Annotated in this window: 21 protein-coding genes; 9 read left to right on the top strand and 12 right to left on the bottom strand. The window is 65.3% G+C overall.

Annotated elements, in window-relative coordinates; all coding sequences use genetic code 11:
- The first annotated feature begins 50 nt into the window (after positions 1-50).
- A complete protein-coding gene (locus tag AWC08_RS30715) occupies positions 51-746 on the top strand; it encodes a VldE C-terminal domain-containing protein (RefSeq protein WP_065134744.1) in 696 nt (231 codons plus the stop codon).
- A gap of 31 nt (positions 747-777) precedes the next feature.
- Here the strand turns inward: AWC08_RS30715 and AWC08_RS39795 are convergent, their stop codons facing one another.
- Entirely contained in the window at positions 778-2,763 is a 1,986-nt protein-coding gene (locus AWC08_RS39795; protein WP_069432861.1) for a cellulose binding domain-containing protein, read from the bottom strand.
- Positions 2,764-3,324: 561 nt separating this feature from the next.
- Between AWC08_RS39795 and AWC08_RS30705 the strand changes: the two genes are divergently transcribed.
- Positions 3,325-4,206 (top strand): SGNH/GDSL hydrolase family protein, encoded by an 882-nt coding sequence (locus tag AWC08_RS30705; RefSeq protein WP_159460040.1) that lies wholly within the window; start codon positions 3,325-3,327, stop codon positions 4,204-4,206.
- Here the strand turns inward: AWC08_RS30705 and AWC08_RS30700 are convergent.
- Together AWC08_RS30700 and AWC08_RS30695 are read right to left on the bottom strand one after the other, a co-directional pair.
- Complete coding sequence (locus tag AWC08_RS30700) at positions 4,169-4,738, bottom strand: dihydrofolate reductase family protein (protein ID WP_069432860.1); 570 nt, start codon at positions 4,736-4,738, stop codon at positions 4,169-4,171. The two genes, AWC08_RS30705 and AWC08_RS30700, sit on opposite strands and share 38 nt — an antisense overlap.
- Positions 4,739-4,768: 30 nt before the next feature.
- Positions 4,769-5,551, bottom strand: a complete 783-nt coding sequence (locus tag AWC08_RS30695; RefSeq protein ID WP_232007749.1) for a ParA family protein — start codon at positions 5,549-5,551, stop codon at positions 4,769-4,771.
- A 360-nt stretch (positions 5,552-5,911) separates the two neighbouring features.
- Here AWC08_RS30695 and AWC08_RS30690 point away from each other — a divergent pair, with 360 nt between their 5' ends.
- The 4 genes from AWC08_RS30690 (at position 5,912) to AWC08_RS30670 (ending at position 7,963) form a co-directional block, all read left to right on the top strand.
- The gene (locus AWC08_RS30690; protein ID WP_069432858.1) at positions 5,912-6,382 is read left to right on the top strand and encodes a DUF5994 family protein; all 471 of its coding nucleotides are present in this window, start codon (positions 5,912-5,914) and stop codon (positions 6,380-6,382) included.
- Positions 6,383-6,677: 295 nt separating this feature from the next.
- Positions 6,678-6,815 carry a hypothetical protein gene (locus tag AWC08_RS37240; RefSeq protein WP_167545005.1) on the top strand — a complete coding sequence of 46 codons (138 nt, stop codon included), beginning with the start codon at positions 6,678-6,680 and terminating at the stop codon, positions 6,813-6,815.
- A 220-nt stretch (positions 6,816-7,035) separates the two neighbouring features.
- Positions 7,036-7,377, top strand: coding sequence for a DUF3253 domain-containing protein (locus AWC08_RS30675; protein WP_083271021.1), 342 nt, complete (start codon positions 7,036-7,038; stop codon positions 7,375-7,377).
- Between the two features lie 37 nt (positions 7,378-7,414).
- A complete protein-coding gene (locus tag AWC08_RS30670; protein ID WP_065134737.1) occupies positions 7,415-7,963 on the top strand; it encodes a thioredoxin family protein in 549 nt (182 codons plus the stop codon).
- 9 nt (positions 7,964-7,972) lie between these two features.
- Here AWC08_RS30670 and AWC08_RS30665 read toward each other — a convergent pair whose 3' ends face one another.
- Complete coding sequence (locus AWC08_RS30665) at positions 7,973-8,851, bottom strand: universal stress protein (protein WP_065134736.1); 879 nt, start codon at positions 8,849-8,851, stop codon at positions 7,973-7,975.
- 192 nt (positions 8,852-9,043) lie between these two features.
- Between AWC08_RS30665 and AWC08_RS30660 the strand changes: the two genes are divergently transcribed.
- Entirely contained in the window at positions 9,044-9,856 is an 813-nt protein-coding gene (locus tag AWC08_RS30660; RefSeq protein WP_069432856.1) for a universal stress protein, read from the top strand.
- Positions 9,857-9,867: 11 nt separating this feature from the next.
- On the opposite strand, the gene AWC08_RS30655 is transcribed toward AWC08_RS30660, so the two are convergent.
- The 7 genes from AWC08_RS30655 to AWC08_RS30625 all read right to left on the bottom strand — a co-directional run bounded on the left by AWC08_RS30655 (position 9,868) and on the right by AWC08_RS30625 (position 16,435).
- Positions 9,868-11,517 (bottom strand): sensor histidine kinase, encoded by a 1,650-nt coding sequence (locus AWC08_RS30655; protein ID WP_172835173.1) that lies wholly within the window; start codon positions 11,515-11,517, stop codon positions 9,868-9,870.
- Positions 11,518-11,789: 272 nt separating this feature from the next.
- A complete protein-coding gene (gene dosR, locus AWC08_RS30650) occupies positions 11,790-12,446 on the bottom strand; it encodes a hypoxia response regulator transcription factor DosR/DevR (RefSeq protein ID WP_065134733.1) in 657 nt (218 codons plus the stop codon).
- A 162-nt stretch (positions 12,447-12,608) separates the two neighbouring features.
- Entirely contained in the window at positions 12,609-12,884 is a 276-nt protein-coding gene (locus AWC08_RS30645; RefSeq protein ID WP_065134732.1) for a hypothetical protein, read from the bottom strand.
- Positions 12,885-13,006: 122 nt separating this feature from the next.
- Positions 13,007-13,825, bottom strand: coding sequence for a universal stress protein (locus tag AWC08_RS30640; protein WP_069432855.1), 819 nt, complete (start codon positions 13,823-13,825; stop codon positions 13,007-13,009).
- 4 nt (positions 13,826-13,829) lie between these two features.
- Positions 13,830-14,612 (bottom strand): universal stress protein, encoded by a 783-nt coding sequence (locus AWC08_RS30635; protein WP_065134730.1) that lies wholly within the window; start codon positions 14,610-14,612, stop codon positions 13,830-13,832.
- A gap of 1 nt (position 14,613) precedes the next feature.
- The gene (locus tag AWC08_RS30630; RefSeq protein WP_065134729.1) at positions 14,614-15,777 is read right to left on the bottom strand and encodes a site-2 protease family protein; all 1,164 of its coding nucleotides are present in this window, start codon (positions 15,775-15,777) and stop codon (positions 14,614-14,616) included.
- 28 nt (positions 15,778-15,805) lie between these two features.
- Complete coding sequence (locus AWC08_RS30625) at positions 15,806-16,435, bottom strand: SRPBCC family protein (protein ID WP_069432873.1); 630 nt, start codon at positions 16,433-16,435, stop codon at positions 15,806-15,808.
- Positions 16,436-16,603: 168 nt separating this feature from the next.
- On the opposite strand from AWC08_RS30625, the gene AWC08_RS30620 reads away from it, so the two are divergent.
- Entirely contained in the window at positions 16,604-18,013 is a 1,410-nt protein-coding gene (locus AWC08_RS30620) for a wax ester/triacylglycerol synthase family O-acyltransferase (protein WP_065134728.1), read from the top strand.
- The gene (locus AWC08_RS30615) at positions 18,010-19,668 is read left to right on the top strand and encodes an HAD hydrolase family protein (RefSeq protein WP_069432854.1); all 1,659 of its coding nucleotides are present in this window, start codon (positions 18,010-18,012) and stop codon (positions 19,666-19,668) included. Before AWC08_RS30620 ends, AWC08_RS30615 begins: the two co-directional genes overlap by 4 nt.
- Before the next feature lie 37 nt (positions 19,669-19,705).
- On the opposite strand, the gene AWC08_RS30610 is transcribed toward AWC08_RS30615, so the two are convergent.
- Entirely contained in the window at positions 19,706-21,115 is a 1,410-nt protein-coding gene (locus tag AWC08_RS30610) for a wax ester/triacylglycerol synthase family O-acyltransferase (RefSeq protein ID WP_065134726.1), read from the bottom strand.
- Positions 21,116-21,121 lie beyond the last annotated feature (6 nt).

The following is a 21,121-nucleotide window of genomic DNA, read 5'->3' as shown; positions in this document are numbered from 1 at the left end:
ACGCCGACAACCTGGCGAAGAGTGCCACATCCGCCCCACACGACACTAGAGTGCTGTGGGTGGGCAAAGACGCCGAAGCGAAAGGCTGGGGCCGCTGGTTGGCAATCGCGGCCTCGCTGGTGCTCGCCGGGGGGATGATTTACGCCCAGGACACCAAACAGAACACACCCTGCTGCGCCGACAGCCCCTTGGTCGCGGCGCCGCCACCGTCCAGCCAGACGTCGGCGCCGTCGGTGGCCGCGCCACAAACCGCCAGTGCGGCCGAGGTGGCGATGTTGGCCGGCAACGCGCCGGTGATGGCCCAGGACTTCCAGATGGCGTTACCCGCGGGCATCGCCCCGGAGGGCGGACTGCAGGTCAAGACCATCTGGGCGGCCCGCGTCATCGAACTGCTGTTCCCGGAGATCAAGACCATCGGCGGCTTCCGTCAGGACGCCCTGCGGTGGCACCCGAGCGGCCTGGCGATCGACGTGATGATCCCCAACCACGACAGCCCCGAAGGCATCGCCCTGGGCAATCAGATCGCCGGATTGGCCCTGGCCAACGCCAAGCGCTGGGGCATCGACCACGTGATCTGGCGGCAGAAGATCTACCTGGGCCCCGCCTCCGGAAGCTGGACCGCGGACCTGGGCAACGAGACCGCCAATCACTACGACCACGTCCACATCGCCACCAACGGTGGTGGCTATCCCACCGGGCGCGAAACGTACTTCATCGGATCGATGGCACCCGCGCCGGCCAACTGATCGAGACCCGTTCCGGCACAACACCTTTCGCTCAGTTGTGGCCGTTGATGCTGGCCGAGAAGGAGTTGACCCCGGCGCCGACGCTGCCGCTCCACGGCTCGAAGCCGGCCTGAATGCTGGTCAGATACCACGAGTCGGTCACCGGCTCCCATGTCTGGGTGTTGTCGATGAAGCCCATCACGTCGAAACTGTTCCAAGTGGTGATCGGCGAGTTCGCCACGTAGGAGACCACGTTGTTCTGGCCATTGCTGCCCTTCCACACGGCGAAATTCTGCCCGTCGATGGTCGCGCTGCCCACCACCGAGCCAACCGGCTGGATGGGTCCGGTGTGGTTGAACCAGATCATCACCTCTTGCTGGTTGACGCCGGTGGTGATAGGGGTGGGATTGAGCCAGATGTCGTACGAGGCGTTGTAGATCCCGCTGGTGGGATAGGTGTAGCTGATGCTGCTGGTCGCGGTCTGAATCTGGCCGAGCTGTATCGGCAGGATGGTGCCCGTTGAACCCGTGCCGTAGTGCCAGCCCGTGTAGATCGACGGGTAACCCAGCGGGGCTCCGTTGGTGGGGGCGGAGCCGTTTTCGGTGGTGATGGTGAATCCGGTCTGGCTGACGGTGATGGCCTGTCCGCCGGGATTGTTCCAGGCGTTGTTCTGCACCACGTAGCCGTTGCCGAGGGTAGTGGTTCCGTACTGAGCGGAGATGACGGTGCCTCCGGTCGGCGGAGTGGTCGTCGGCGGGATGGTCGTCGGTGGGATGGTCGTCGGTGGCGGCGTCGGTGTGATGGACCCGCCGGTCACCGGTTGACCGTTGACCAGCAGATTGGTCGGCGCGCCGTAGGAACCAGTCTGCGAGGCCTGGAAGCCGACGTTCACCGAACCACCGGGTGCGATCGTGCCGTTGTAGCTCGCCGGAGTCACGGTGTAGTGCGATCCGGTCTGCGTGACTTGTCCGTTCCACAGATTGGTGATGGATTCGTTTGCCGGAAGGTCGAATTGGAGGTTCCAGTTGCTCAGCGGCGTGGTGCCCGTATTGGTGAGCGCGTAGTTGCCGGTGAATCCGCTGTTCCACTGCGACGTCGCCGTGTACACCGCACTCAGTCCCCCGGTGCTGACCGGCGGGGTGGTGACGGGCGGAGGGGTGACCGGCGGTGTCGTCACCGGCGGCGTCGTGACCGGTGGGGTGGTGACGGGCGGGGTCGTGACGGGCGGGGTACCGCCAATGACCGGCTGCCCGCTGATCGACACATTCGTCGGCGGTGAGTACGTCCCGGACTGCGCGCCCTGGAAGCCGACGGTGACCGAGTCACCGGGCGCGATGGTGGCGTTGTAGCTCTGCGGGGTGACGGTGTACTGCGTGCCGGACTGCGTGACATGTCCGTTCCACAGATTCGCAACGGATTCACCCGCCGGCAAATTGAATTGCAGCTGCCAGTTCGTCAACGGGGCCGTGCCGGTGTTGGTGATCTTGTAGTTGGCGACGAACCCGCTGTTCCACTGTGACGTCGTGGCGTAGGTGGCTGTCAGCCCCGTCCCGGACGCACTGCCGGCAGCGGGCGTCGCGGCCGATGTCGTCGCCAGTGTGGTGGGCGCGGTGGCGCTCGTAGCCGTCGCGGTCGCCGTCGTCTGTGCTGTCGTGGCACCGGTTGCTTCGGCGCTGGCGGCTGCCTGACCCGAACCACCGTTGCCCGGCAGCGGGCTGCCGAGGAATCGTTCGGCGATGTCGCGCAACAGCGAACCGTTGAGCAGCTCGGCGCCGGCATATCGCTGCGCGCCGGCCATCAGGGCATCCATGAACTGGGACTGAAATGACGCCGCTCGGGCGCTCAGAAGTTGATAGTCCGCGGCATGCGTGCCGAACAGGGAGGCGACGGCCGTCGAGATCTCATCGGCGCCAGCGGCCAGAATCTCGATGGTCGGCGCCGCCGCCGCGGCATTCGCGGCGTTGATGGAGGAGCCGATTCCGGCTATATCGGTCACCGCGGCAGCGAGTGCTTCCGGGGCGGTTATCACATAAGACATGCACAGTCCTCCGGTTGATCACGTACTTATTACGGTCACATAACTGTCTTATATCGGCCTTAGGCCGGGGCGGCACCTAGCTCTTATAACGATTGCATTACGGACAGCGACGCTGCCACACCGGCGCGAAAGTTTCAACAGCATGCGTGAATTAATACGTGAATTGCTGCACGGGACAGGCTCGGACTGGGTCGCGTGTCCCACTAATCGCCGGACGGACCAGGTTGACCTGGTTTTTCGCAAATTCTCCGAACGGGCTGTGCTCCGGCCGCGGCGGAGTTGATTAGGTAGTGCAACAATTTTTGGGACAGCCGTATGACTATTGGTTGGACAAACTCGGCATTATGTACTTACCGCATTACTGCGACAGTCGTTTGGCTCCGGCGGCTTCGTCCACCGTCTCGCTGATTTTCAGGGATCGCTGCCAGAAAGACGCGTCTACCAGGGATCTTCCCCGCCGATCCAGAAAGCGCCGCAGGTCACGTGGTCAGCGACTCACGGCTCCTTCGCTACCCTTGGCGTGAAATGACCGGATTGTTCAGATGGCGACGGAGAGCGTCGGTGTGCGTCGCCGCCTCGCTGGTTGCGGTTACCGCGGTCTGCGCAACCTCGGCGTCGCGGGGCATCGAATCCGTCCGCCGGACCGGGAAGTATGTCGCCCTCGGTGACTCGGCGGCAGCGGCGCCACTGGTACCCGACGCCGCCGGCCCGCCGGGGTGCTTCAAGTCGACGAACGACTATCCGGCGGTGTTGGCCCGCCGCATCGGCGCCGCCAGTTTCGTCGACGTCAGTTGTAGCGGTGCCACTGCTGCCGACATCACCGATCGAGAACAGGCGACCAGTGGCGGCAAAGTCCCCCGGCAGATCGACGCGGTCACTGCCGACACCGAGCTGATCACCATCACCATCGGCGGAAACGACGTCGGTCTGGCCAGCAGCGCGGCGCAGTGCCGCAGGAACTCGCTGGCGCAGCCGCCCTGCTTCGCCGACTTCGTCCCCGGCGGCACCGATCGGTTCAGCGCGGCGATCCGCAGGCAGATACCGTTGTGGGAAGCCATGATTGGCGCCGTGCGGGCCAAAGCCCCACAGGCACGGATCGTGCTGGTCGGCTACGCGACCTACATACGGCCCGGGGGATGCTTTGGACAGCAGCCCATCAACCCCAAAGATGCCGACTACTTCCAGGCCAAAGTCGACGAGATCGACGATCAGCAGCGCACATTGGCCGCGGCGTTGAAGATTGACTTCTTCGATACTCGACCGGTGTCGGTCGGACACGACATGTGCGCCGCCCCCGAGGACAGGTATATCGAAGGATTCGAGCTGTCACATCTCGCCGCACCCTTGCACCCCAACGCTTTAGGAGCCGGAGCGGTCGGTAGTGCACTCGCCGGCGAGCTGAATATCAGCGACGGGCCGGCGATCTCGGGGCGGTCCAGCTAGCCAGCGTGACCCCGCCGGGAAACGTCACCGGTGCAGCCGCCGGGAGCAGTCCGGAAATGGTTGTGCCGTCCGGGAAGAGTCGGCGACCGCCCCCTTGGACGAAGGGGTAGGTGAACAGCCGGTATTCGTCGACCAGTCCCGCGGCGATCAGGCTGTGGCACAAGGTGATACTGCCGGTGGCCACGATGTCACCGCCCGGTGCCGCCTTGAGCGTCCTGACCTGTTCCACGAAATTGCCGGACAAGATCGTCGAGTTGCTCCACTGCGGGTCGGTGATCGTCGAGGACACGACGTACTTGGCGACGCTGTTGATGTAGTCGGCGATGCCGGTGGGGTCATCGGTCTGATGAGGCCAGTACCTACGGAAATCACAGAATGTCTGCCTGCCCAGCAGCAAGGCATCGGCGGTTTCGTCCTGGCGGCACAGTTCGGCCGTCAGTTCGTCGTCGTGTGCCTCCGGGTTGAACCAGTCCCCCAGCATCTCGATCGAGCCGTCGAGGGTGATGTTCTGAGTGACGATCAGTGAGCGCATGTCACTACCGACCCCGGAAAGATCCGAGACTCATCGCCGACCCAGCAGGTCCTCCTCCAGAAATCGGCGGAAGATGGGCGCCAGCTGACGCGCGACCAACTCGTGGCGGTCACCCAGCCGGTCTCCGAGTTGAAAGACTTCGTTGATGATGGCCCGCCGCGGGACCTCGGCACGTACCTCCTCGCCGAACTCCCGGTACACCATTTCGCGGATGGTCTGTTCGATGCCGTTGCGGCTGTCAAAGCCGGACAAGACGACCCCGCACCACTTCAGCGGGTGGGTGCGCTGGATGCGCTCGACCCTGTTGCGGGCCTCGATGGCCTTCCGGACCGCGTCACCGGTCGGCGCGATCGGCGCGTACGCCACATCGGCCAGATGCATGGCGAGCGCCTCGAGCGAGCCGGTGCGGCCCCCGGTGTCTATCAGCAGAAGTTCATAGCGGTCGAACACCCCGGCCGCCGCGAAGATGCCGCGTAGCAGGCCGGTGTCCGAAACGCCCACCCCGGCCACCCGGGTCAACGATGCTCCGGCCGGCACCAGTTCGACGTTCGGCCACTTGGTATCGATGATCTCCTCGTCGAGCCGTTTGGCGGCGGTGCCGGGATCTCCCCAGAAGTTGATGCCGGCATCCTCGAGCACTGACCCCAACCCGGTCGAGTGCTGCGACACCCCGAAGTGATTGGACAGATTCCGCTCGGGATCCGCGTCGACCAGCAACGTCGAAATGCCCAACCGCGATGCCTCACCCGCCAGCATCATCTGCCACAACGTCTTGGCTGTTCCGCCCTTGCCCGATAGCACCACGGCCGACACGGCTGCCAACTACCTCGCCTCACCTTCGGGTATCTCTTCCGGGCAACGGACCACCCAACCATGCTGGTCGCCGGCCGTGGCCGGCGCTCAGCCAGCATAACGATGCCTGGGTGCCGGGCGGCCGGTCATCAGCATGCGAAGCGTCGAATTCGGCGCGGGACGTGGCGCCGGGTGCGCACCGCGATTCGTCGCCGAGGGCTGCCGGCCGATGGACAGGACGAAACATGCCCGGGTTGGTTGCCGAGCGATACCGAGTAGTGTGAGAACGACCGGCGACAACTCGCGCGTGGCTAGTCAAAGTCACGTCGTTGCCGGTTCGAAGAATCTGACCGGTCTCGCGGTCAAGACGGGAGCGTCGCAATGACGCTGAGAAATGCCCACACCGACACCGGCAGTCGACACACCCCACCCGAACGCACACCGCGTTTGCGCCTCAAACCCAAGGCGCCGCTCAGCGGGTACGTCGATGGCGCGTGGCAGCCGCGCACCGACACGCTCACAGCTGAACTCCCAGATCTGTTGTCTGTCTTGTCCGTTCGCCTCGGCCCGATCTCGCGGGTGATCTACCACGTCGACGAATGGACCAAGTCACCTGCGAAGTTCGCGACGGGCGGGCGGATGGTGCGGCTCGATGGATATCGTCGCCAGCCGGCCAACACCATCGAAGTCGTCGGACTCAATCGCGATAAAATCGTGCTATTGGTCGTTTCGGCGAATGCCGATCCGGACCAAGCGCACATCACCATGATGGCGGCAGCCGGCCCTAACAATGTGTCCACGGTCGAGAATCTCTTGATGGGTGAGGCCGAAGAGGCGGCAACCCTCGAATAGGGCAGCGCTCGCTCCCCAGGGGCGTTGCTCGATGAGCGACGAGTGCCGCGAGCAGGAAATCACTATGGGTGTCGCCCTTACACGGCGTCGCGAATTTTCGCGGAGTTTGCTGGGGTGAATTAAATTTGTCTTGTGCGATTCCGGGTGCTGCCATTTTGGAGTCCACGGCGTGCGGAGGCTGGTCTGGCAGCGCCGGTTTTCGCCGTCCGCTAAATCGCGGTGCACGAGGACACCCGTGGCGGCGTACACTCGGTTCACCGGGACCGACATAGGCCCCCAAAGCGAAGGGGTCGCGATGTCTGACAAATCTCCCCGACAGACCATGACCAAAAAATCCGGCAAATCTCTAAAGGAGAAGCGCGCCGACAAGCGCTCCAAAGTTGTCGAAGGTTCGCAAGCCGAGTCTTTGCTGCATTCCAAGAAGAAGCATTGATTGAACGATTCGGATCTACGCATTCGGTTGTGTGCAGGCGTACAGACTCGCGCAAGAGAAATTGATATGGCACAGGGTGCTGTCAAGTTTCCGCTCGCTTGACGACGATCAGCGAGTCGAGATCGAGATCAGCCAGGGCCTAGAGCGCCTAGGCAGTGCGGACACCGCGTCACGCGGTTCTGGTGGCCGGTACGGCCCGGGTTGGTCTTGACTGGCGGATGTGGCTCAGAAACTTCGTGCCGAACTAAGCCGAGCCGTTGCCGCCCGGCGCCCGAGCTCGCATCACGCTGAGATAGCCCTGGCCGACGGACCGTCCGGGCAACGGCTGGAATCCGCGATGCTTGCGCTGGCCGAACTGCGGGGCCCGGACAGCAGCACCTGCCCGTCGGACGCGGCTCGAGCGATCGGCGGCGAGAACTGGCGTGAGTTGATGGACGAGGCGCGCCGGATCGCGCGGGAGCTCGCCAAGTCCGGTCAGGTGGAAATCACCCAACGCGGTGAGGTGCTGGATCCGGACACCGCGTGGCGCGGTCCCGTTCGCATCCGGACTGCCAGGCATTGAGCACTCCTGCCGGCACGACAGACGTACGCTGGCGGGCATGGCCATCGAATCGACAATGCTCGAGCTCGGCACGCCCGCACCGCCGTTTGCTCTGCCCGAACCCGCGACCGGGGCGACCCTCAGCCTCGACGATCTGACCGGCCCCGCGCTGGTCGTCACCTTCATCTGCAATCACTGCCCCTACGTCCAGCACGTGGCTGCCGGTCTCGCCGAACTCGGCCGAGATCTGATCGACAAAGGGGTGCCGATGGTCGCCATCTCCAGCAATGACGTGACGACCTACCCACAGGACGGGCCCGATCAGATGGTCGCCGAGGCACAACGCCATGGCTGGACCTTCCCGTACCTGTATGACGAGACCCAGGACATCGCGCGCGCATTCTCGGCGGCCTGCACGCCCGACACTTTCGTCTTCGACGGCGACCGCCGGCTTGTCTATCGGGGCCAGCTCGACGACTCGCGGCCGAAGAACGACCTGCCGGTCACGGGCGCCGACGTACGGGCCGCGGTCGAAGCGGTGCTTGCCGGCCGGCCGGTAGACCCGAATCAGCGGCCGTCGATCGGTTGTGGCATCAAGTGGCGTTGAGCACCATCGTCAGTTCGGGTGCGCCACGATCACCGGCGCCCGCACCGCGTGCACCACGCCGTTGCTGACCGATCCCAACAGCATGCCGGTCAGACCACCTCGACCGTGGCTTCCGACGACGACAAGCTGTGCGGCTGCAGCCTCCTCGGTCAGGGCGCGGCCGGGGTGATCAAGCACGATCACCCGGTTGACCTTCACGTCGGGATACCGCTCCTGCCAGCCAGCCAGGTATTCGGCCAGGTTCCGCTCGGCTTCCGATCGCCACTCCAACCAGGGCAGCTGGTAGACGGCCATGTCGCTCCAGGCGTGCACGGCCGTGAGTTCGACCCCGCGACGTGAGGCTTCGTCGAAGGCGATGGCCAAGGCGAGTTCCGACGTCGGCGAGCAGTCGATACCCACGACCACCGGGGCGTTCTTGGACTGCGGCAGCCACGACGCTTCTTCGCGGACGATGGCGACCGGGCATTTCGAGCTGTGCACCAAACCCGAACTGACCGACCCCAGCAGGACCCGCTCGATCGCGCTTCGTCCGGTGGAACCCACGACGACCATGTCGGCGTCGCGAGACATGTCGACCAGCGTCGGCACCGGGGCCGACGCCTTGACCTCGCTGGTGATGGCAATCGTTCGATTCGCCGACAGGGCCTCCTCGGCGATCTTGACGGCTTGCTCGAGGACCTCATGACCATCGTCCTTCTGCCACAACGCAACTCCGGAAGGTGTCGGCAGCTGCGGGTAGGTCGGTACGACCGGGTTGTACATATGGACCAGGGTCAGCGCGACGTTGCGCATCTCCGCCTCGTGCGCGGCCCAGAAGACGGCGGCATTCGATGCGGCTGATCCGTCGACGCCTACGACGACGCCATAACGTGTCACGGTGGTAGACATGGTGTCCTCCTTCAATGCCTACCCATGACGCTATTGCCCCGGAGGCCTACGGTCACGGGCCTTAAGTCCTCGACCGCACAGTCCTGAGACCTTCGCTGTTGCGCGGCAAGCCCGCTCGCGGGACCAAAGCCGTGCGAGCAGGTGTCAAACGACCCTGCCGGCAGGCACCCTGGCCGAATAGCGTTGTGCACTATGGACCTCACAGAGTCCCCGACTTGGATTGTGGTGGGCATCGACGGGTCGGAAGCCGCGATCAACGCCGCCCGCTGGGCCGTTCCCGAAGCCCGCGCGCGTGATATCCCACTGCGTCTTGTCTATGCCGTCACGGCACCGCCCGCAGGCGCCCCGCCCGGCGATGCCGACCTGGATATCGAATACGGTGAGACGTCGTTGCGCGCCGCCTGCGCCGCGGTGCACGCGATGAAACAACCGGTGAAGATCGAAACCGATCTGGTGGTCGGGCCACCGAGCAGAGTGCTGATCAACGAATCTCGCAGCGCGACAATGGTTTGTGTGGGTTCGGTGGGCATCGGTTGGCTTGCTCGCCGGGTGCTGGGGTCGACCGCTGAGAATGTCGCCAGACGGGCGCAGTGCCCGGCGGCCGTCATCCGAACCAATCGCGGCGCCCAGAAGCCAGATTCGGGGTCGATCGCGGTCGTCGTCGACGACTCCGTGGAAAACGACCTGGTGCTCGAGCACGGCTTCCGCGAGGCAGAACTGCGGGATGCGCCGATCCTGGCGTTGGGTGTGTGGCGCTGGGGTTTTGGCGAGATCCCGTACCAACAATTAGAACACCGACTGGGCCGGTGGGTGGCGAAACACCCCCGCGTGCACGTTCGCCCGGCCGCCGCCAGGGACGGTGCGGCCGAATTCCTCAGCGACACACAGGAATCCGTTCAACTCGTGGTGGTCAGCCATGCCGACGCCGACAAAGTCGCCAAAATGATCGGCCCCCTCGATCCCCATTTCGGGCACACCGGACGATCGGTGCTGGTGGTGCGCTGATTCCCCGGAAATCAAGCCTCGGGTAACGGCACGGTCCAGAGCACCCGGGTGCCTTCTCCCGGCGCACTCGTGACTTCGCAGCTGCCGCCGAGTTGTTCGGCACGATGCTGCAGATTTGCCAAGCCACTGCGCCGGCGGTTGTCGACCGGTACGCCGTGGCCGTCATCGCTGACCATCAGGGTGAACATATCGGCGGCGCTGACCTCAACGGTCACTCTCGACGCACCGGAATGCCGGAGCACATTGCTGATCGCCTCTGTGGCAACGGCTTCGGCGTGTTCGGCAAGCTCACCCTCGACGGCGCTCATGGGTCCATCCATGTGCACGGTGGTGTAGATGGCACGGTTGTCGGTGAGGTCGGCGACGATTTGCTGCAAGCGGTGCCGGAAACCACTGTCGGCTCCCACGGGCAGCTTCAGTTGAAAGATCGTGGTGCGAATCTCCTCGATGATCTTCTGTAAGTCGTCGAGCGTGCGGTTGAGCCGGTCGGCGACCTCGGGCGAGCGGGCCCTGGCCAGGGTGCCCTGCAAGTCCATTCCGGCGGCGAAAAGCCGTTGGATCACGTGGTCATGCAGGTCGTGGGCGATCCGTTCGCGCTCCGCCAGAATTGTGAGCTGCCGCGCATTCTCCCGGCCCGAAGCCAGCATCAGCGCTATCGCCGCGTGCTTCGCGAACTGGCCGACCAGGTCGAGGTCGCTGGTTTCGAAAGGCGGCTGGTAGGCGTCACGGGCAATTGCCAGCACTCCCGCCGTCTGATCATGGGCACGCAGGGGCATCACAATCGCCGAGCGCTGTCCGACGTCGGTGAAGGCCGGGATGGGATAACTCAACGATTCCGTGATCACCGGTTCGCCGGAGCGAAAGACGGAGCCACTGGTAGAGCCGTCCACCGGAACCCGCTGCCCGATCACCTCGTCGGAATGCTTGCCGACGGCGGCGGACACCACCAGGGTGTCGGCCTCGTCGAGCGGCACGTCGGAATCGAAGGGGACCAGGACGATCGCCTGCTCGGAGGCAGTCAGCGTGCATGCCCGCTCGGCAATCAGTTGCAGGGGTAGTCGCGGCGCGTGGTCACCGGCCAACAGGGCGGTGGTGATTTCGCGGCTCGCCTCCATCCATTTGACCGAGGTGCGCTCGCGCTCGAAGACCTGCGCGTTGTCGATGGCCACCGCCGCGGCGAAGGCCAGCGCGCGTGCCGCGAATTCGTCGGATTCGGTGAACTCACGGCCGGGGTCGACGTGGGTCAGGTACAGGCTGCCGAAAACCGCGCCCCGGATCATGATCGGCACGCCCAGGAAGGCGCGCATCGGTGGATGATGCTCGGGGAAACCGACGGCTGCCGGATGCCGGGTCAGATTCTGCAGCCGGAGCGCGGGCGTCTCGACCAGTGAAACTCCGAGCACTCCCTTGCCGACCGGCAGGTGACCGATCTTGCTGGAGGTGACCTCATCGATCCCCGCGTGGACAAAGGAGAGCAGCGTTCCATCCGCGTCGCGGACCGCAAGTGCCCCATACGGCGCTGCGGTCAATTCCTTGGCCGCGAGGATTATCCGGCGCAGCGTGGCGTCAAGGTCGAGATCGGAACCGATTTCGACGATGACCCGAAGCAACCGCTCCATCTGATCGCGGGCTGCCATCAACTCGTCGAGCTGCTGATGCATCCTGGTTACCAGTCCCGGCTGACCGAGACCAGCGAAGGCTGAACCGTGCTCGTCTTTGCCCACCCGAGCTGTACCTCCAAGACGATGATCGGCTTCCGGCCCTGCCCGCCACGCCCGGACGCCGCTCATCAGCTTAATCACATCGGCCTCCGGCGGCCACTTCCCGACTGCACCGTCAGCCCACTGATTCGCCGAAATGCGACAGGTCAGAAGCCGCTCACGACGCGCGTGTCCGCAATATGAAGCCAGTAGACCAGAAAACGAAAAGCGCCCTACCGGGGCGGCGTTCGCGAACCGGATTCCGAGCCCAGCTTGGAGGCGAACACCGCTGCCTGCGTGCGTCGCTCCATACCCAGTTTGGACAGCAACCGGGATACGTAGTTCTTCACTGTCTTCTCGGCGAGAAACATCCGATCGGCAATCTGCCTGTTGGTCAGACCCTCACCCAGGAGGCCGAGCAGGGTGCGCTCCTGCTCGGTGAGCGCCGCGAGCGGATCTTTCTTCTCCTCGCCGCCACGCAGCTTCGCCATCAGGGCCGCGGCTGCCCGATTGTCGAGCAGCGACTTGCCCGCACCGACTTCCTTGATCGCCCGGGCGAGTTCGAGGCCCTTGATGTCTTTGACGACATAACCGCTGGCACCGGCCAAGATCGCCTCCAGCATCGCCTCATCGGAGGTGAATGAGGTCAACATCAGACACCGCAGATCCGGAACGGCGGACAGCAGGTCGCGACACAGTTCGATGCCGTTGCCGTCCGGAAGCCGCACATCCAGGACAGCGACATCGGGCCGCAACGCGGGAATCCTGGCCATCGCCTCCGAGACGGATCCCGCTTCACCGATCACTTCCAGCTCGGAGTCGCTGCCGAGCAGGTCGACCAGCCCGCGCCGGACGACCTCATGATCATCGACCAAGAAAACCTTCACCATTGCGAATCCTCCCGGGCTGACCCTCAGAGTCACGCCAAAAGCAGCAGGTCAGCTTCTCTCGTCATGGCTCACGCAAGGCCAGTCTAAAACTCGAGACCTGACGGCGGCTTCCGGCACGCTGGCGGTCAAGCGGCAGCCCCGGCACCGAGCGGGGGGAGGCGCTCAGTTGGCGGACGGTCGCCGGCGCGGTGCGTTGCCGAAAGCCGGGCGGGAGGACGTACCGATATGGACCATCACCCGGTCCAGGACCAGGTCGTAGGCGTCGCCGTCCTCGATTAGGTAGTCAAGCCCGCAGCGGTGCAGAAATCCCTCGAGACGTCGGTCCAGCGTCCAATCGATGTACGCGCTGTCGGCATAGGCCGACCTCAGGAACTCGCGCGCGAGTTCGTCGACTCTGGCCTCGGTCAGCCGAGACGGATCTCCAGTTCTGGCAGCCATTCCTACTCCCCTGCGGGCCCCGACACCCCTCGACAGCAACCGGCAACCTCATCATTTCGGTGATCGCGGCGTCCGCATAGGGTCCGAAGTCCCTCCTTGGCGCGGCGGGTGCGGTGCCCGATTCAGAGGTTCGGACGATCGACGATCAGCAGGGAACAGTCCGCGTTGTGCAGCACCGCGTTACCGGCCGGCCCCAGCAGTTGTCGCACCGCGTCCTGATTACGGTGCCCGACGACCACCATCCGCAGTTGCCGGCCGTGGCCGGCCAGATACTCCACCAGACTGCCCCTCGATTCCGTGGTCTGCAGGTCGACATCCGGGTAGCGTCGCCGCCACCGCTCGAGGCGGCGATCCGGGTAATCGCAGCCAACGCGCTGCCCATGGCTGATCGCGCGAAGCGGTAGACCGCGTAGCCGTGCTTCGTCCAAGGCTGTCTTCATCACGGCGTCGGAGTCGGCCGCAGCCTGCGGGTCCACGGCGAGCCAGTGTTCATCGCGTCCGGCTCGATCGCCATGACGGCGGATCACCGCTACCGGGCAATGTGCAGACTGGGCCACCGCCGCCGCCGTGGAGCCGGCCCGCTCGGCGCGGAAGTGGTGCAATCCCACGGCGCCGACGCACACCATTGCCGCCGATGCCGAAGCTCGTGTCAATGCGATGATGGGCGGTTGTTGAGCAATCTCGATCTCGATACGGACGGGCTTGCCCGCGGCCTCGGTGGTCACGCTCGCGTAGCGGACGGCGTTTTCGGCGATGGCCAATTTGCGAGCCGGCCGGTCTGGCGGGGTCTGCGCGAAATCCCCCGGTTCGATCGCGTACAGCAGGCGCAAGGGGATATCCCGTACCACCGCTTCATCGACAGCCCAGAGCGCGGCATCGATCGCCGCCCTTGAACCGTCGATCCCGACGACGATGCACGGGTGACTGGCCGGCACGGTCATGGTGTTACCCGCGGACGACGAGCACCGAGCAGTGGGGGTGTGCGAAAAGCGCGTGTCCCGACGGCCCCACCAGCTGCGTGAGCTGATCGGCCTCGTCGCTACCGATCACCGCCAGCTGGACGCGTTCGTCGTTGGCGCTCAGGAACTTCCCGATCCCGGACTGTGTGGTGATCGGATAGACGCGGACCTCGGGATTGATCTGCTGCCAAGCGTGTACCCGTTGTTCGAACTCACCGTCGGTGTGCTCGGACAGCTCCTCGGGGCGACCGCCGAGGGCAAGCAGAGGGGCCTTGCGAAGTTTCGCCTCCCAGGCCGCATACTCGACCACAGCGTCGTTGTCATGGGTCATTCTGACGATGATCCAATTGACCGGCGGCTGTTCGATATCGGTCCGCAGGACCGCGACCGGGCAGTAGGCCTTCTCCGCGAGATCGGCTGCGGTAGAACCCAACAACGCCCGGGCGTAGCGCCCGATACCCACCGAGCCGACACAGACCATCTCGGCATCGCGTGACGCCTCGATGAGAACCGTTGCCGCGGGCCCCCGTTGGATGTCGGTCGTGATCTCGACCGGTTTGGCGCCGGCCTCGATCGCCGATTGTGCTAGCTTGAGCGATGTTTCGGCGTGGCTGAGGTCGCGGGCGTAGTCGTCCGCCGATGGGTGAGTCTGTTTGATGACCGCGACGAGGTGCAGCGGCCGGCCGCGGCCGACCGCCTCGTCGACGCTCCACAGGGCGGCTGCGATCGCTGCCTGGGAGCCGTCAATTCCCACGATGATCGGTTTCATCTCATATCTCCCTGGACTCGACCGGTGTTGGAACAGGTTCGGGATTGGCGATCCGGTATACGTCGATCAGCCGCGCGACATCGCCTGTTGTGACGATGCCGACCACGTCGGCTCCCTCCATCACGAGGGCGCGGCTGCGGGGCCCGACCGGACTCATCCTCTGCAGCAACGCATTCAGTGGCTCTCCGGGTGCCGCAACGGGTACGTTCTGCAGCGTTAGAGCGATATCGCGCACCCTTGTCGTCGCGCGCAGGCCGGGCGCGACGCCGCGGAGCTGCTGCAGGGTCACCAGGCCAACGGTCGAACCGTCGCGTTCGGTGATCGGGTAGGCGGAGTGACGGTCACCCAGCACGTAACACTGAATGAAATCCTCGACGGAAATCCACCCGGGCGCGGTGTGCGGTTTCGGTGTCATCGCGTCGGCGACGCACATTCCACCGAACATCTGTTGATTGGTCGCCTGCACTTCTTCCTCGCGTGCGGCGGCGAGGATGAACCAGCCGATGAATGCCAGCCAGACACCGCTGATCAGACCGCCTGCCACAAACTCAGCGAGGCCCAGGGTGATCAGAACGATGGCCACGATCCGCCCGGCATGTGCCGCTCCCACGGCTGCCCGCACCCGGTCGCCGTGGCGGCGCCAGAGGAAGGCCCGCACCAGACGCCCACCGTCCAGCGGAGCTCCCGGTAGCAGGTTGAACAGGCCCAGCATGAGATTGACCGCGGACAGCCACCATGCGACGCTCACGGCGATCACCGCAATGTGCGCTGACTCGAACATGATCGCCAGTCCCGCGAAGGTCACGGACAGCACGAGGCTGGTCGCGGGACCGGCGGCCGCGATCCGGAAAGCCGCCTTGGGTGTCTGCGCCTCGCCCTGCAAGGACGTGACACCGCCGAACAGCCACAGCGTGACGGCGTCGGTCGCGACGCCCACTCGGCGGGCAACGACCGCGTGTGCCAATTCATGTGCGAGTAGCGAACCCAACAGCACCAGCGCGCCGCCCGCACCGGCTGCCCAATATGCACCGCGCGGGTACCCCGCCACATCGTGGGGCAGGGTGGTTGCCAGGCTCCAGGTGAACAACCACAGGATCACGATGACGCTCCAGTGGGCGTTCACCCGGAACCCGGCGATCCGTCCCAGCGGGATCGTGTCACGCACGGTAGAACCTCTCAAGAATCATTGCCGCTCAGGTCTTTTCAGAAGGCGAGACGGCCGCATTGACGGACGCTGCTGCGGTGCGTTCCGCGCGGTGCTTGGTGCCGAGCAACCATCCCCTGGTGCCCAGTGCGATTACCGGCCTGGCCAGTTCCATCGCAAAGATCTCACCCGGGTGACGTAACGCGATCCTCGCTCGGGCGAGCAATCGCACCCGGTCCTCCCAATGCGGCTGCACGTGGAACGACAACACCGCGTTCCAGCTCGGATGGGTTCGGTTGGCTTGGAAGACCACGTATTGCTCGGGAACGACTTCCTCGACCGTCAGGGTCACGCCATCGGCCAGGCCCATCCACCCCGCGGGCGTCAGGCGCAGCTCGTCGCCCACCGCGAGCTGTGGTCCCGACGGCTGTGGCGGGTCGGCGTCATCGCTGAAGCCGAACGGATTCTTCTGCAGTTGCGGCCAGACCGCCGATGCCGGGGCGTCGATGTAGACGGCCTCCGTCACCTGAATCACCGGATCCCCGACCAGGGCGTCGCCGGGCAACCGCATCTGAGTTTCCGCTTTCGTAGTGCCCCAATTGCGGTAGTAACGCCGCGCACAGTAGAGCGCGCCAACTAACGCGGTCGCCTCCGCGATGCGCCTGATTGTGGTCATGATGTCAGTCTGCGCCGCGTGGCTGCTGTTCACGAGGGTCATTGGTCCTCGCCGGGGCCGCCGAAATGCTCCGAGATCGTCCGGCGCCAGGCGTTTGGGACCAACGGCACTACCGAGCGTGCGTTGCGGCACGGATAGTGGTGCCGGGAGCGGACGTGGAGGTGCGCGCAAATGGATCGCCTGTCAACCGTGGAAGCCAGTTTCCTCGAAGCAGAAGATGCCGACCGGCACCTGAGTCTGGCGATCGGGGCGCTGGCCGTCATCGACGGCCCCAGCCCCGGGCGCGACGAACTCGTCGACACACTGTCGGACCGCCTGGGCAGGCTTCCCCGGTTGACCCAGCTTGTGCACCAGCACCCGTTACACGTTGCCGCACCGGAACTAGTCGCCGACAACAACTTTGACATCACCCACCATGTGCGCTGGGCGGTTGTGCCGCAGCCCGCTGACGAAGCGGCATTGTTTCGAACGGTCGCAGATCTCATGGAGCGCCGCCTGGATCGCGACCATCCGTTGTGGGAGTGCTGGATCATCGACGGCCTTCCGGAACGGCGATGGGCGGCACTGCTGAAGATTCACCATTGTCTGGCCGACGAGGTCGCCACGATCCGGATATTGACCAGTATCGCCGACGCGGGCGCCGACGACGAGGTTCGCGTCGCCGAGCCGGCGGCGTCGAACGAACCTACGGTCGGCCAGGGCAACCCGCTGACTTGGGCCAGAGAGATCTGGCGGGCGTCACTGGCCGGGACCGGTATGGCCGGCCAAACCGCCAGGGAGGCAGGTCAGTTCGTCTCCGGCCTGCTCAATCCGGCCGCGGGTACGCAGCACCAGGGGCCGGTGGCCGACACCCGCGGATACAGCGCGGTACGGGTACCGCTCAAAGATGTCGACACGGTATGTGAGGTCTTCGGCGTCACCCGCAATGACGTCACCCTCGCCGCCATCACCGACAGCTTTCGCGCGGTACTGCTGCGCCGCGGCCGGCAGCCGCGGCGCAATTCGCTGCGCACCCTCATCCCCGTCTCCGTCGGCTCACCAGAACCGATGGATCGCATCGATATTCGTGCCTCGGCGATGCTGCCCTACCTGCCTGTCGAACAGAAGGACCCGGTGAAGCGCTTGCGCCTGGTTCACGCCAGGCAGAGCCGGCCTTACCACCACGGTGCCCCACACACCTCGGACGGGCTGACAGACCACCTGCCGTTCATGCTGAGCGCGTGGAGCATTCGACTGCTGATGCGGCTGCCTCAGCGCAGTGTCGTGACACTCGCCGCGTACGTGCCCGGACCGCGTCAGCGCTTGCAGGTGCTGGGCCGGCCCGTGGAAATGCTGTTGCCGATACCGTCCACTCCGGGGCATCTGAGCACCGTCGTCAGCACCCTGAGCTACGTCGACGAACTGGTGCTGGGCATCACCGCCGACAATGACGGACCGCCGGACGCCGACGAGATCGCCGGCGGCATCGAACTCGGGGTCGCACGGCTGCTCGCGCGGGCCTTGGCACGGCGGCGGTCGCGGACGAAACGTGTGCGCCGACCCTCCCGTTCCGGCTCTCGGTCATCGGGCACGCGGCCGTGACATTCTTCAAAGTGGTCGCGCTGGATCTGGACGGCACCCTGACATCGGCCGGACGCCTGGCACCGGAAGCCCTGTCGGCGATCGAAGAGGCCCGGCGAAACGGGCTGGCGATCGTGCTCGTTTCGGGTCGCATCTACGCCGAACTGCGTCAGGAATTCCCGCAGTTGGCGGACTACGTGGACGCGATGTTGCTGGAAAACGGAGCGGTTACCGTCATCGACGGACACAGTCGCGCGCTGACCGCGCCGGTGGACGGCGGTCTCGCCCCGGCTCTGGCCGACCGGGGCATTCCGTACCGCCGCGGCGAAGTCATCCTCGCGATCGACGGTCAGCACACCCCGGTTGTCGTCGACCTGATCGGCGAACTGGGTCTGGACTACCAGATCATCCGAAACCGCTCCGCGCTCATGGTGCTGCCGGCGGGTGTCACCAAAGGCACCGGGCTTGCCGCCATGCTGGCAGCGATGAACCTGTCGCCCCACAACACCGTGGCGGTGGGAGACGCTGAAAACGATTTGGCACTTTTCGGTGTCGCCGAGATCGGCGTGGCGGTCAGCAACGCTGTGTCGTCGGTGCGCCGGTGCGCGGACCTCACCCTGGAAAAGCCGAACGGGACGGGTGTGGCCGAACTGCTCGCGGGTCCCTATCTCACTGGGGTACAACGATGGTGCCCGCCGCGGCGGTGGGTCGAGATCGGCACCTTCGACGACGCGACACCGACGCGGATTCCGGGAAGCCAGGGCCGTGTGGTCATCACCGGCCCCGCGGCATCCGGGAAGAGCCATCTGGTCGGGTTACTGGCCGAGCGCTGGATTCTGGCCAATTACTGTGTGCTGCTGCTCGATCCGGAAGGTGACCACATTCATCTGCAGGAACTCAGTCAGGTGCAGATGGTCGACGCCGGCCAGCACCTTCCCGAGCCGGCTGATCTGGTGAGCGCACTGCGCCCGCAGTCCAGCATCGTCGTGGATATGTCGGGACTTGCCGAGGCGAGTAAGAGTGATTACATGCACCGGTTGCGGCTGACGGCCGAGGCCTACCGGGAACAGCACGGATTCCCCCACTGGGTGATCTACGACGAGGCTCACCTGCTCGGCGCCGAGGAACACGCGCACTGGACTCGGCGCGGCGGCTACGTGTTGTCGTCGTTCGCCCCGGCGGCGTTGCCCGCCAAAGAGATTGACAACAGCGATGTGCTGCTGACCATAGTGCCACCGGCCACCCCCGCCGACATCGATTCCGGGCGGCGCGCCACCGCGCAGTTCGGCTCCGGCCCGGCCCGTCTGTTCACCATTGCCGACCGCCTGACCACCCATGTCCGACACGGGCACAAGTACGCCGATGTCAGCTTGCCCCGGGATCGACAGTTCTATTTCCACAGCCCCGCCGGCCTCCCGGTCCCCCCGGCAGCGACGTTACATGATTTCTGCACTGCCGTAACACATCTGGATCAGCGCGCGCTGGAATACCATCTGGAACGCGGTGACTTCTCGCGGTGGCTCGAGGGCACGATCACCGATAGGGATCTGGCGGGAAGAGTGGCCGCCTGGGAGGACGAGCTGGAGGCACACCGCGCCGCCGACCTGGAACGGATCCGCTACAAGCTCGTCCAAGCCGTCGAGGAGCGGTATCTGCCGGCGCCCGGACAGCATTGATGGCTTCCGCCCTAGCAAAGATGCCTGGGGTCGACACTCACCGGGAGCAGGTGCCCACGGCGGCTTCGAGTTCGGCCAGGCACGCGTCGGTCAGCGGTAGCAACGCCTCGATGTCGGGCATCACGTCAGCACCCGCGACGAAACCGAATCCGATCCGGTCGGCGTAGGAGCACGTCGTCACGTTGACGCCCTGACCGTCGTAAACCGTCGATACCGGATAGATCTCGTCGACATGGGCGCCGTTGAAGTACATCTCGGTGCGCGGTCCGGGCACATGCGAAATCGGCAGGTTGTATCCGGTACGGCTCTGCCGCGGTATCGGCAGCAGCGGCGGAATCACCGTCGCGGCAACGCTTCCCGCGTTGGTCAGCAGTGAGGCCGCCGATCCTCGACTGGCCACCCAACGTTTTCCGGCCGCCATGGAGCGGTGAATCAGCCGCAGTCGGGCGATCGGATCGTCCAGATCGGTGCCCAGCGGGCACAACCACAGGCCGAACAGGTTGCCGGCCAATTCTTTCGCCGAAGGACTGTCGCGGCGACGCACGGTGATGGGGCACGCTGCCACCAGGGACCGCTCAGGCAGCTCATCGCGCTCACTGAGCCATTGGCGCACAGCGCCGGCCAGCATCGCGGTGATGACCTCGTTGGCACTGACCCCGGCCGCCTCCTGGATGGCGTGGATGCGACTGCGCGGCCAACTGCCCGCGCTGACTACTCGCGCGGTTCCCAGCCGGCCGTTGAAGCGGGTGTAGGGAGCACCGAACGGCAGCGTGGTCACGCGCCCGAACAGGCTGCCGGTCACCGTCGCCACCTCCCCCGTCACCACGCGCTCGATCAACCTGACGCTGGACACTACCGCCGTGACCGCCCACCGCAGCGGTGCCGTCAGCTCGGGCAGCAGTGCGCCCGAGGCGCCGGACGGCTTGGGTACCGCACCCCGGTCGGCGTAGAACGGAGGCATCGAACGTCTGGCCGGGTCTGCGCTCAACGCGTCGGTGATCATGCCCAGGCCCGCGACCCCGTCGATGACGGTGTGATGCACTTTGACGTAGAAGGCGAAGCGGCCCTCCTCGAGTCCGTCGATCAGGTACGACATCCACATCGGACGTGACCGGTCCAAGCGCTGTGCGTCCAATTGGCCGATCAACTGCCACAAACCACCGGTGGCCGCAGACACCGTCCGGCGACGGCAATGGTGGTTCAGGTCGACGGAGTCGAGTTCGCGCCATACCCAGAGTCCCCCGGTGTCAACACCGCGGTGCGGAAACCGGCGAAGCCGCGCATCGATCGGTTGGTCACCCGCGAGCGCCGACGCATACAGACCGTCGAGGTAATCGGGACCGGCGTCCGGCGGCGGCGACAAAATCAGCACCACGCCCACATGCATGGGGCTGGACAGCAGTTCCGCGGTCATCATCGCCGCGTCCAGCGGGCTGAGCACGTTCATCTCGCC

The organism is Mycobacterium gordonae (assembly GCF_002101675.1).
GTDB classification, from domain to species: domain Bacteria; phylum Actinomycetota; class Actinomycetes; order Mycobacteriales; family Mycobacteriaceae; genus Mycobacterium; species Mycobacterium gordonae.
The sequence above is the reverse complement of the archived record's forward strand: the minus strand, read 5'-3'. Positions and strand labels throughout refer to the sequence as shown.

Bases quoted from the DNA above. Each gene is read 5' to 3' on its own strand.
- AWC08_RS30665 (WP_065134736.1), bottom strand. From the start codon at position 8,851: ATGTCTACCACCGTGACACGTTATGGCGTCGTCGTAGGCGTCGACGGA.
- AWC08_RS30700 (WP_069432860.1), bottom strand. From the start codon at position 4,738: ATGCGCTCACTGATCGTCACTCAGAACATCACCCTCGACGGCTCGATC.
- AWC08_RS30610 (WP_065134726.1), bottom strand. From the start codon at position 21,115: ATGAACGTGCTCAGCCCGCTGGACGCGGCGATGATGACCGCGGAACTG.
- AWC08_RS30655 (WP_172835173.1), bottom strand. From the start codon at position 11,517: ATGCATCAGCAGCTCGACGAGTTGATGGCAGCCCGCGATCAGATGGAG.
- AWC08_RS30690 (WP_069432858.1), top strand. From the start codon at position 5,912: ATGACGCTGAGAAATGCCCACACCGACACCGGCAGTCGACACACCCCA.
- dosR (WP_065134733.1), bottom strand. From the start codon at position 12,446: ATGGTGAAGGTTTTCTTGGTCGATGATCATGAGGTCGTCCGGCGCGGG.
- AWC08_RS30635 (WP_065134730.1), bottom strand. From the start codon at position 14,612: ATGAAACCGATCATCGTGGGAATTGACGGCTCCCAGGCAGCGATCGCA.
- AWC08_RS30620 (WP_065134728.1), top strand. From the start codon at position 16,604: ATGGATCGCCTGTCAACCGTGGAAGCCAGTTTCCTCGAAGCAGAAGAT.
- AWC08_RS30645 (WP_065134732.1), bottom strand. From the start codon at position 12,884: ATGGCTGCCAGAACTGGAGATCCGTCTCGGCTGACCGAGGCCAGAGTC.
- AWC08_RS30660 (WP_069432856.1), top strand. From the start codon at position 9,044: ATGGACCTCACAGAGTCCCCGACTTGGATTGTGGTGGGCATCGACGGG.
- AWC08_RS30640 (WP_069432855.1), bottom strand. From the start codon at position 13,825: ATGACCGTGCCGGCCAGTCACCCGTGCATCGTCGTCGGGATCGACGGT.
- AWC08_RS37240 (WP_167545005.1), top strand. From the start codon at position 6,678: ATGTCTGACAAATCTCCCCGACAGACCATGACCAAAAAATCCGGCAAA.
- AWC08_RS39795 (WP_069432861.1), bottom strand. From the start codon at position 2,763: ATGTCTTATGTGATAACCGCCCCGGAAGCACTCGCTGCCGCGGTGACC.
- AWC08_RS30670 (WP_065134737.1), top strand. From the start codon at position 7,415: ATGGCCATCGAATCGACAATGCTCGAGCTCGGCACGCCCGCACCGCCG.